Origin of the sequence: Blastococcus litoris, from assembly GCF_003075095.1 — a bacterium.
Lineage (GTDB): Bacteria > Actinomycetota > Actinomycetes > Mycobacteriales > Geodermatophilaceae > Blastococcus_B > Blastococcus_B litoris.
The window spans coordinates 448,979-458,382 of the sequence record NZ_QCZF01000003.1 but is presented as its reverse complement, the minus strand read 5'-3'; the positions used below and the strand labels follow the sequence as shown (position 1 = coordinate 458,382).

Annotated in this window: 14 protein-coding genes; 2 read left to right on the top strand and 12 right to left on the bottom strand. The window is 71.2% G+C overall.

Annotation, left to right across the window (positions count from 1 at the left end; translation table 11 throughout):
* The first annotated feature begins 11 nt into the window (after window positions 1–11).
* Together DCS98_RS09415 and DCS98_RS09410 are read left to right on the top strand one after the other, a co-directional pair.
* Window positions 12–608 carry an AMIN-like domain-containing (lipo)protein gene (locus DCS98_RS09415; protein ID WP_116451074.1) on the top strand — a complete coding sequence of 199 codons (597 nt, stop codon included), beginning with the start codon at window positions 12–14 and terminating at the stop codon, window positions 606–608.
* A gap of 53 nt (window positions 609–661) precedes the next feature.
* Complete coding sequence (locus DCS98_RS09410) at window positions 662–1,342, top strand: SDR family oxidoreductase (protein ID WP_116451073.1); 681 nt, start codon at window positions 662–664, stop codon at window positions 1,340–1,342.
* Here DCS98_RS09410 and truA read toward each other — a convergent pair.
* The 12 genes from truA to secY form a co-directional block, all read right to left on the bottom strand.
* Window positions 1,320–2,102 (bottom strand): tRNA pseudouridine(38-40) synthase TruA, encoded by a 783-nt coding sequence (gene truA, locus DCS98_RS09405; RefSeq protein WP_277394606.1) that lies wholly within the window; start codon window positions 2,100–2,102, stop codon window positions 1,320–1,322. The genes DCS98_RS09410 and truA overlap by 23 nt on opposite strands.
* A gap of 71 nt (window positions 2,103–2,173) precedes the next feature.
* A complete protein-coding gene (locus tag DCS98_RS09400; protein WP_241037407.1) occupies window positions 2,174–2,440 on the bottom strand; it encodes a hypothetical protein in 267 nt (88 codons plus the stop codon).
* On the bottom strand, window positions 2,437–3,054 hold the full coding sequence (gene rplQ, locus DCS98_RS24170) for a 50S ribosomal protein L17 (protein WP_116451071.1): 618 nt from the start codon (window positions 3,052–3,054) through the stop codon (window positions 2,437–2,439). The genes DCS98_RS09400 and rplQ overlap by 4 nt, the downstream gene beginning before the upstream one ends.
* A 157-nt stretch (window positions 3,055–3,211) precedes the next feature.
* Entirely contained in the window at window positions 3,212–4,276 is a 1,065-nt protein-coding gene (locus DCS98_RS09390) for a DNA-directed RNA polymerase subunit alpha (RefSeq protein WP_116451070.1), read from the bottom strand.
* A gap of 127 nt (window positions 4,277–4,403) precedes the next feature.
* On the bottom strand, window positions 4,404–5,030 hold the full coding sequence (gene rpsD / locus DCS98_RS09385; RefSeq protein WP_092194948.1) for a 30S ribosomal protein S4: 627 nt from the start codon (window positions 5,028–5,030) through the stop codon (window positions 4,404–4,406).
* A gap of 36 nt (window positions 5,031–5,066) precedes the next feature.
* On the bottom strand, window positions 5,067–5,474 hold the full coding sequence (gene rpsK / locus DCS98_RS09380; RefSeq protein ID WP_014377968.1) for a 30S ribosomal protein S11: 408 nt from the start codon (window positions 5,472–5,474) through the stop codon (window positions 5,067–5,069).
* Window positions 5,475–5,569: 95 nt separating this feature from the next.
* Window positions 5,570–5,950: a 30S ribosomal protein S13 gene (rpsM, locus tag DCS98_RS09375; RefSeq protein ID WP_116451069.1), complete on the bottom strand. Its 381-nt coding sequence runs from the start codon at window positions 5,948–5,950 to the stop codon at window positions 5,570–5,572.
* 14 nt (window positions 5,951–5,964) lie between these two features.
* Entirely contained in the window at window positions 5,965–6,078 is a 114-nt protein-coding gene (rpmJ, locus tag DCS98_RS09370) for a 50S ribosomal protein L36 (protein WP_012950458.1), read from the bottom strand.
* A 68-nt stretch (window positions 6,079–6,146) separates the two neighbouring features.
* Window positions 6,147–6,368, bottom strand: a complete 222-nt coding sequence (gene infA / locus DCS98_RS09365; RefSeq protein ID WP_012950459.1) for a translation initiation factor IF-1 — start codon at window positions 6,366–6,368, stop codon at window positions 6,147–6,149.
* 231 nt (window positions 6,369–6,599) lie between these two features.
* Complete coding sequence (map, locus tag DCS98_RS09360) at window positions 6,600–7,403, bottom strand: type I methionyl aminopeptidase (protein ID WP_116451152.1); 804 nt, start codon at window positions 7,401–7,403, stop codon at window positions 6,600–6,602.
* A 71-nt stretch (window positions 7,404–7,474) separates the two neighbouring features.
* Window positions 7,475–8,080 carry an adenylate kinase gene (locus DCS98_RS09355; protein ID WP_116451068.1) on the bottom strand — a complete coding sequence of 202 codons (606 nt, stop codon included), beginning with the start codon at window positions 8,078–8,080 and terminating at the stop codon, window positions 7,475–7,477.
* Entirely contained in the window at window positions 8,080–9,390 is a 1,311-nt protein-coding gene (gene secY / locus DCS98_RS09350) for a preprotein translocase subunit SecY (protein WP_116451067.1), read from the bottom strand. The genes DCS98_RS09355 and secY overlap by 1 nt, the downstream gene beginning before the upstream one ends.
* Window positions 9,391–9,404: the final 14 nt, after the last annotated feature.

Sequence of the window (9,404 nt, the reverse complement as noted above, 5' to 3'; positions counted from 1 at the left end):
GGGAGGTCCCGATGCGCACCCGCCGAGCCACCGCCGCCGTGTCGGCCGTGCTGCTCCTCGCCGCCTGTTCCAGCGAGGTGCAGGGCGTCGCGAGCCCCGGTGCGGGCGCTGCACCTCCCTCGACCACCACGCCCGAGTCCGCACCGCCGCCGTCCGAGGAGCCCGGCGAGCCCGGCTCGGGCGCATCAGAGAAGTCGGGGCCCGCCATGCCAGGAAGCACCGAGGACCCGGCCGGAGCGCCACGGGTGACGGGGTTCACGTTCCAGAGCGACGGGTCCTCCGCCCGGCTCGTCGTCAACCTCAGCAGCAGCGGGGTACCGGAGTGGACAGCGACGTACTCCGAGGCGACGGGACCGGACGGCCGACCGGTCGACATCGCCGGCGACGCCTTCCTCCGGGTCCGCGTCCGGAGCGGCGCCGGCAGCGAGGGGCAGGGGTCCTCCCGGTCGTCGGTCTCCTTCGGGCCGGTCGCCGAGGCACGCACCCTCGGCGCGTCCGGCGGCTACGAGGAGGTGCTCATCGGCGTCCGCGGCGGCGAGCAGCCGTTCACCGTCGAGGCGATCACCGACCCGGGGCGGCTGGTCATCGACCTGAGCCCGGCCGGCTGACCGGGTCGGCGGACGGGGTGTCCCCACCTCGACCGCGTGGGTAGGGGCGAGCCATGCGCATCGTCATCGCCGGCGCCCACGGTCAGATCGCCCGCCGGCTGGGCCGTCTCCTGTCCTCCCGGGGCGACGAGGTCGTCGGCCTCGTCCGCAACGCCGCCCACGAGGCCGACCTCCGCGCCGACGGCAGCGGGCCGGTCCTGCTCGACCTCGAGTCCGCCTCGGTCGAGGAGGTGGCACGGGTCGTCGCCGGCGCGGACGCCGTCGTCTTCGCCGCAGGTGCCGGGCCCGGCAGCGGGGTGGCCCGCAAGGACACCGTCGACCGGGGCGCCGCGGTGCTCCTGGCCGACGCCGCCGAGCAGACCGGGGTGCAGCGGTACGTGCTGGTCTCCTCGGTGGGGGTCGAGTCGGTCGCCGACGGTGCCCGCCCCGAGGGGGTCGACGACGTGTTCGTCGCCTACCTGCGGGCCAAGCTCGCGGCCGAGCAGGACGTCCTGGCCCGCGGTGCGCTCCGGACGACGGTGCTGCGGCCCGGCAGCCTCACCGACGACCCCGGCACCGGCCAGGTGACGCTGCGCCGGCACGTCGACCGCGGCAGCGTGCCGCGCGACGACGTCGCCGCCGTGCTCGTCGCGCTGATCGACGCCGATCTCGACGCAGCGGTGCTCGAGCTCGTCAGCGGTCCGACGCCGGTGGCGGACGCGGTCGCCGCCGTCAGGCGCGACGCGCCCTCGTGACCAGCGCCCGGGCGGCCAGCTCCGCCTCGACGGGGTAGTCGACGCGCACCAGCGTGAGACCTCCGGCCGGCGCGACCGGCACCTCGCTCGAGCGCTCGGTGCGGGCGAACAGGTCGGCCGGCCACCCGGCGGGGCGCCGCCCCTCCCCCACGGCCGTCAGCGCGCCGACGAGGCTGCGCACCATCGAGTGGCAGAACGCGTCGGCCGACGCGACCACCTCGACCAGCGGGCCGGTGCGGACGACGTCCAGCGCGAGCAGCGTGCGGATCGTGGTTGCCCCCTCGCGGCGGCGGCAGAACGCGGCGAAGTCGTGCTCGCCCAGCAGGAGACCCGCAGCGGCCGCCATGGCCTCGCTGTCGAGAGCGCGGGGCCAGGCGACGGTGTCGGCCCGCCGCAGCGGCGGCGCCCCCGCCGGGTCGTCGGTCAGCCGGTAGACGTAGTGCCGGCCCAACGCGCTGAAGCGCGCGTCGAAGTCCGGGGAGACCTCTGCGACGGCAAGCACGGCGACGTCGGGTGGGAGCACGCCGCGCAGTCGGCGCACGAGGCGGTCGCGCTGCTCGGCCCAGACCTGCGCAGGGACGTCGCAGTGCGCCACCTGCCCCGTGGCGTGCACCCCCGCGTCGGTCCGCCCGGCGACGGTCAGATCGACCGGCACGCGCAGCACCACGGCCAGCGCCTGCTCGAGATCGCCCTGCACGGTGCGCTGACCGGGCTGGCGCGCCCACCCGTGCAACGCGGTGCCGTCGTAGGCGACGTCCAGGCGAAGACGGACGAGCCCGTCCCCCCTCGGGGGAACGGGCTCGTCCGGGTGCTGCTGATCGGTCAGCGGACCTACTTCGGGTCGGGCGCGGCGTCGCCGCCCTCGTACTGCTGGCTGGCGGTCGCTGCGTCACCGAGCTCGGCGGCCTCGATCTCCGCCGCGGCCGCGTTGGCGACCTCGGGCGAGAGAGTGGGGTCGTCCACCAGGGCGACGTTCTGCCGCTCGGGCTCCGGCGTGACGTCGGAGTCGGCCTGGCGCTCGCCGTCCGGCACGAACACGTCGCGCACGGCCTCCTGGGCCTCGGCGCTGGAGTCGGTGCCGTCCTGGGGCGAGGTCATCGCGCCTCGTCCGTGCCCTCGGCCTCGTCGGCCGGCGCGTCGGCATCCGTCCCGTCCTCGGCACCGCCCTCGGCGGCGGCCACGTCCTCGTTCTCCGAGGCGAGGGTCTCCGACTGCTCGGTGGCCTCCGCCTCGGTGTCGGCGGTCTCCACGGCGTCGGCGGTGACCTCACCGGAGGCGGCGGCCGCACCGGCGCCGGAGGCGAACCGGGTGCCGCGGGCGCGCTCGGCCTCGCCGACGGCCTGCTGACCGACGGTCAGGGCCTCGACCAGCTCGATGACCGCCATGGGGGCGTTGTCGCCCTTGCGCGGACCGACCTTGGTGATCCGGGTGTAGCCACCGGGGCGGTTCTCGTAGCGAGGACCGATCTCGGCGAAGAGCGTGTGGACGACGTCCTTGTCCCGGATGGTCGTCATGACCTGGCGGCGGGCGTGCAGGTCACCGCGCTTGGCGAAGGTCACCAGCTTCTCGGCCAGGGGACGCAGGCGCTTCGCCTTCGTCTCGGTGGTCGTGATCCGCCCGTGCTCGAACAGCGAGGTGGCCAGGTTGGCCAGCATCAGCCGCTCGTGCGAGGGGGACCCGCCGAGGCGGGGGCCCTTGGTGGGGGTGGGCATGTCGGTCCTTCCTCAGGCGGCCGGAGGGAGTGCCGGCTGCGTCCGTGGTGGTGCTGCGTCTCTGGTGGTGCTGCGTCTCTGGTGGTGCCGTCGTTCAGTGTCGCTGCCCGGAGGGCGGCGCCGGACGGCGGGTCGCCCCGCCGTCCGGCACGCGGCCTCAGAGCTGCTCGGTCTCCTGGTAGGAGGCGTCGCTGTACTCGACGTCGGCGTACTCGGCCGAGCCCTGGTAGGCGTCGGTCTCGTAGCCCTCGTCGTAGCTCTCGATCGAGGTGGGGATGAACCCGGGCGGGCTGTCCTTGAGCGCGAGGCCCATGGCCGCCAGCTTCATCTTGACCTCGTCGATCGACTTGGCGCCGAAGTTGCGGATGTCGAGGAGGTCCGCCTCGGAGCGGGTGACGAGCTCACCGACGGTGTGCACGCCCTCGCGCTTGAGGCAGTTGTAGGAACGGACCGTGAGGTCCATGTCCTCGATCGGCATCGAGAAGTTCGCGATGTCGGCGGCCTCGGCCGGGCTGGGCCCGACCTCGATGCCCTCGGCGTCGACGTTCAGCTCGCGCAGCAGACCGAAGAGCTCGACCAGCGTCGACCCGGCGGACGCGATGGCGTCGCGGGGGGCGATGGACGGCTTGGTCTCGACGTCGACCACGAGGCGGTCGAAGTCGGTGCGCTGCTCGACACGGGTCGCCTCGACGGCGTAGGTGACCTTGAGGACCGGCGAGTAGATCGAGTCGACGGGGATGCGACCGATCTCCTGGCCGGGCTGCTTGTTCTGCGGCGCCGGCACGTAGCCGCGGCCCCGCTCGACGACCAGCTCGATCTCGAGGCGGCCCTTGCCGTTGAGGGTGGCGATGTGCAGGTCGGGGTTGTGCACCTCGACACCGGCGGGAGGCGCGATGTCGGCGGCGGTGACCTCACCGGGGCCCTGCTTGCGCAGGTACATCGTCACCGGCTCGTCGGAGTCGGAGCTGACGACCAGACCCTTGAGGTTCAGGATGATCTCGGTGACGTCCTCCTTGACGCCCGGCACGGTGGTGAACTCGTGCAGGGTGCCCTCGATCCGGATGCTGGTGACAGCAGCGCCGGGGATCGAGGACAGCAGCGTGCGGCGCAGGGAGTTGCCGAGGGTGTAGCCGAAGCCCGGCTCGAGGGGCTCGATCACGAACCGCGAGCGCGACTCGGTGATCGTCTCCTCGGTGAGCGTGGGGCGCTGTGCGATGAGCACGGTGGATCTCCTTCACAGTCCTCCGGCGACCGCCATATGACGCCGTGAGGTGGGTGGTGCGGGCTCCGGCGGGCATCTGTCCGCCCGCCGGAGCCGGTGGTGCTGTGTTACCTGGGACGCAGAGCTGCTACTTGGAGTAGAGCTCGACGATCAGCTGCTCCTGGACCGGGGTGTCGATCACCTGGCGGGCCGGGATGCTGTGCACGAGCACGCGCAGCTGGCTGCTGATGACCTCGAGCCACGCGGGCACGGGGCGCTCGCCGGCGCGGGCCTGGGCGATCTCGAACGGCAGCATCGTGCGCGACTTCTCCGCGACCTCGATGATGTCGTTCTCGCTCACCCGGTAGGACGGGATGTCGACCTTGCGGCCGTTCACCCGGATGTGGCCGTGGCGCACCAGCTGGCGCGCCATGTCGCGGGACTCGGCGAAACCGGCCCGGTAGACCACGTTGTCCAGCCGCGACTCCAGGATCTGGAGGAGGACCTCACCGGTCTTGCCGGTCTTGCGGTTCGCCTCTTCGTAGTAACCGCGGAACTGCTTCTCCAGGACGCCGTAGATGCGGCGGGCCTTCTGCTTCTCGCGCAGCTGGAGCAGGTACTCGCTGTCCTTGGTGCGGCCACGGCCGTGCTCGCCCGGCGGGTAGGGCCGGATCTCGATCGGGCACTTCGGGGACTCGCACTTGCTGCCCTTGAGGAACAGCTTCATCTTCTCGCGCCGACAGAGGCGGCAGTCGGCTCCGGTGTAGCGGGCCACGTCAAATACTCCTGTTTCGTCTCGTCAAGGAGCCGGTCAGACCCGGCGGCGCTTCTTGGGGCGGCAGCCGTTGTGCGGCTGCGGCGTCACGTCCTGGATCTGCCCGACCTCGAGGCCGGTGGCCTGCAGGGAGCGGATGGCCGTCTCGCGACCCGAACCCGGGCCCTTGACGAAGACGTCGACCTTGCGCATGCCGTGCTCCTGCGCCTTGCGCGCAGCGTTCTCGGCAGCCATCTGCGCCGCGAACGGCGTCGACTTGCGCGAGCCCTTGAAGCCGACGTGGCCGGCGGAGGCCCAGCTGATCACGTTCCCGTTGGGGTCGGTGATCGACACGATCGTGTTGTTGAACGTGCTCTTGATGTGAGCGGCGCCGTGGGCGACGTTCTTCTTCTCCTTGCGGCGGACCTTCTTGGCACCGGCCGCGGCGCGAGCCCTGGGAGGCATGTGAGTGTCTGTTCCTTCTCTTCGTGGCCAGAGATGGCACGCGGCGTGCCGTCGCCCCCGCCCTCACGGGTCGCTGCGACGGCACGCACAGCGGCTTACTTCTTGCCGGCCTTCTTCTTGCCGGCGATGGTCTTGCGCGGGCCCTTGCTCGAGCGCGCGTTGGTCTTGGTGCGCTGGCCGTGGACCGGGAGCCCACGGCGGTGGCGCAGACCCTGGTAGCAGCCGATCTCCACCTTGCGGCGGATGTCGGACGCCACCTCGCGGCGCAGGTCACCCTCGACGCGGAAGTGCTCGTCGATGTAGTCGCGGAGCTTCAGCAGGTCCTCGTCGCCGAGGTCCTTGACGCGCAGGTCGGGGCTGACGCCCGTCGCGGCCAGGGTCTCCTTGGCGTGGGCCTTGCCGATGCCATAGATGTAGGTGAGCGCGATCTCCATCCGCTTCTCGCGGGGCAGGTCGACGCCGGCCAGTCGTGCCATGTTCAGGTACTCCCTCAGCCCTGGCGCTGCTTGTGCCGGGCGTTGTCGCAGATGACCATGACCCGGCCGTGCCGGCGGATCACCTTGCACTTGTCGCAGATCTTCTTCACCGACGGCTGGACCTTCACCGGTGCCGCCCCTCATTCCTCAGATCGTGTGCCGGCCGCGCCCCCGGAGGGCGTTCGCGGCCGAGCGGTTACTTGTAGCGGTAGACGATGCGACCGCGGGTCAGGTCGTAGGGCGAGAGCTCCACGACCACGCGGTCCTCGGGCAGGATGCGGATGTAGTGCTGACGCATCTTGCCGCTGATGTGGGCGAGCACCCGGTGCCCGTTCTGCAGCTCGACCCGGAACATCGCATTGGGCAGCGGCTCGACGACGCGACCCTCGACCTCGATGGCCCCGTCCTTCTTCGCCATTCCCTAGCGCGCTCCTCGACTCGGTGGTCCATGTCCTCGCCCGCCCACGGGGGAACCCCGGAGGACGTGCTCGGTGGTTGCAGAACAGGTGGTGCAGACGCTCTCGCGAGGGCGTTCCGGGTCGTGCGGCCACAGCACGACGACGGAACGGCGCGAACGCCGTCGTTCACTGTACCCCGGCGCCACACGGGTCACCAACCCGCCCCGGTGAGGGGTGGGCTACACCGGCGGTCAGCCGCGCGGGGTGATCCCGAACGGCGCGAGCCCGGCGGCCCCGCCGTCCTCGGCCGTGAGGACCCAGGGCCCCTCGGGCGTGATGGCCACGGTGTGCTCGAAGTGGGCCGCGCGGGACCCGTCCTTGGTGACGACGGTCCAGCCGTCGTCGAGCTCCACCGTCGCCGGGTCCCCCACGGTGACCATCGGCTCGATGGCCAGCGTCAGGCCGGGGACCAGCTTCGGACCACGGCCGGGGCGGCCGTAGTTGAGCACGTGCGGGTCCTGGTGCATCTCGGTGCCGATGCCGTGCCCGCCGTAGTGGTCGACGATCCCGTACGGGTGCTGCTCGGCGGTGATCGTCTGCTCGACGGCGGCACTGATGTCGGTCAGCCGCCCACCGGCGACCGCCTTGGCCAGGCCCGCCCACATCGACCGTTCCGTCACGTCCATCAACGCGGCGTCCTCGGCGGAGGGGTCCCCCACCGTCACCGTCACCGCGGAGTCGCTGTGCCAGCCCTGCAGGATCGCCCCGCAGTCGATGGAGATGTTGTCCCCCTCCGCGAGCCGGCGGTCGGGGTTCGGGATGCCGTGGACGATCTCGTCGTTGATGGACGCGCAGATCGTGCCGGTGAACCCGTGGTAGCCGAGGAAGTTCGGCACCGCGCCCTTCGAGCGGATGTGGTCCTCGGCGATGGCGTCGAGCTCACCGGTGCTGACCCCGGGGCGGACGGCGGCCTTCACCGCGGCGATCGCTCCCGCCGTCACCAGCCCGGAGGCGCGCATGAGCTCGATCTCGTGCGCGGTCTTGATCTGGATCATGCGTCCACTCCACTTCGCGAGCAGCGGGAGGCGGCTCAGGATCCCGGCCGACATCTCCTGCCCCTGTCCCGTCAGTCCCCGGAGGGCTGCCCGGACTCCGACACCCCGCAGGCGGCCAGCGCGCGGGCGGTGACCTCCTCGACCTCACCGATCGCGTCGATGCGGCGCAGGAGCCCCTCGCCCTCGTAGAAGCCGGACAGCGGCGCCGTCTGTTCCCGGTACACCTTCAGCCGGTGGCGGACGGTCTCGGGCTTGTCGTCCTCCCGCTGGACCATCTGACCGTCCACCAGCATGCGCCGCCCGGAGAGCCGGCGCACCAGCTCCTCCTCGTCGACGACGAGCTCGAGGACGCAGTCCAGCGCGTGCCCGAGGTCGGCGAGCGACGAGCGCAGCTGCTCGGCCTGGGCGATGGTGCGCGGGAAGCCGTCCAGCAGGAAGCCGGCCTTGGCGTCCGGCTCGTCCAGGCGGTCCTTCACCATGGCCACGGTGATCTCGTCCGGGACGAGGTCTCCCGCGTCCATGTAGGTCTTGGCCTTCCGGCCGAGCTCCGTCTGCCCGCTCACGTTCGCGCGGAAGATGTCGCCGGTCGAGATCGCCGGGACCCCGACGCGCTCGGCGATGATCTGCGCCTGGGTGCCCTTGCCCGCTCCGGGAGGGCCCAGCAGGACGACGCGCACTACTTCAGGAACCCTTCGTAGTTGCGCTGGTTGAGCTGCGTCTCGATCTGCTTCACCGTCTCCAACCCCACTCCGACCATGATCAGCACCGCGGTCCCGCCGAACGGGAAGTTCTGGTTCTGCCCATCCTGCGTGATCGACAGGAAGAGGTTCGGCAGCACGGCGACCGTCCCGAGGTAGATCGACCCCGGCAGGGTGATCCGGGACAGCACGTACTGCAGGTACTCGGCGGTGGGCCGGCCCGGCCGGATGCCCGGGATGAAGCCGCCGTAGCGCTTCATGTCGTCGGCCCGCTCCTCCGGGTTGAAGGTGATCGACACGTAGAAGTACGTGAAGAACACGATCAGGCCGAAGTAGAAGGCGACGTGGACCGGGCTGCTCTGGTCGATGATGTAGTTCTCGAAGAACCGACGCACCGGCCCGGTCTCGTTGCCCTGGAGCTGCGTGATCAGCTGCGGCAGGTACAGCAGCGAGGACGCGAAGATCACCGGGATGACGCCGGCCTGGTTGACCTTGAGCGGCAGGTAGGTCGACGTCCCGCCGTACATGCGACGGCCGACCATCCGCTTGGCGTACTGCACGGGGATGCGGCGCTGGGCCTGCTCGACGTAGACGACCGCGCCGATGATCAGCAGCGCGAAGACGCAGACGATGGCGAAGACGACGCCGCCGCGGGTCTGCAGGATCGACCCGCCCTCGGCCGGGATGCGGGCGGCGATCGAGGTGAAGATCAGCACGGACATGCCGTTGCCGATCCCCTTCTCGGTGAGCAGCTCGCCCAGCCACATGATCAGGGCGGTGCCGGCCGTGAGCGCGATGACGAGGACCACCGTCGTCCACACGGAGTCCGACGGGATGATCGACTCGCTGCAGTTCGGGAACAGCTGCCCGCTGCGCGCCAGGGCGATGATGCCGGTGCTCTGCAGGACGGCGAGGGCGATCGTCAGGTACCGGGTGTACTGGGTCAGCTTGGCCTGACCCGACTGCCCTTCCTTCTTCAGCTGCTCGAAGCGCGGGATGACCACGACCAGCAGCTGCACGATGATGCTCGCCGTGATGTACGGCATGATCCCGAGCGCGAAGACGCTCAGGCGGAGCAGCGCACCCCCGGAGAACAGGTTGACCAGCGAGTAGATGTCGCGCTGGTCGGAGGCCTGCGCCTGCTCGAGGCAGTTGTTGATCGCCTCGACCGAGACGCCCGGCCCGGGCACGGAGGCCCCCAGCCGGTAGACGGCGATGATCGCCAGGGAGAACAGCAGCTTGCGCCGGAGATCTGGCGTCCGGAACGCCGCGGCGAACGCCTGCAGCACGTGCCCTCCCCTAG

Excerpts from the sequence above, each read along its gene's own strand:
- rpsK (WP_014377968.1), bottom strand. The coding sequence starts at position 5,474 with ATGCCTCCCAGGGCTCGCGCCGCGGCCGGTGCCAAGAAGGTCCGCCGC.
- infA (WP_012950459.1), bottom strand. The coding sequence starts at position 6,368 with ATGGCGAAGAAGGACGGGGCCATCGAGGTCGAGGGTCGCGTCGTCGAG.
- rpsM (WP_116451069.1), bottom strand. The coding sequence starts at position 5,950 with ATGGCACGACTGGCCGGCGTCGACCTGCCCCGCGAGAAGCGGATGGAG.
- DCS98_RS09415 (WP_116451074.1), top strand. The coding sequence starts at position 12 with ATGCGCACCCGCCGAGCCACCGCCGCCGTGTCGGCCGTGCTGCTCCTC.
- rplQ (WP_116451071.1), bottom strand. The coding sequence starts at position 3,054 with ATGCCCACCCCCACCAAGGGCCCCCGCCTCGGCGGGTCCCCCTCGCAC.
- DCS98_RS09410 (WP_116451073.1), top strand. The coding sequence starts at position 662 with ATGCGCATCGTCATCGCCGGCGCCCACGGTCAGATCGCCCGCCGGCTG.
- map (WP_116451152.1), bottom strand. The coding sequence starts at position 7,403 with ATGATCCAGATCAAGACCGCGCACGAGATCGAGCTCATGCGCGCCTCC.
- DCS98_RS09400 (WP_241037407.1), bottom strand. The coding sequence starts at position 2,440 with ATGACCTCGCCCCAGGACGGCACCGACTCCAGCGCCGAGGCCCAGGAG.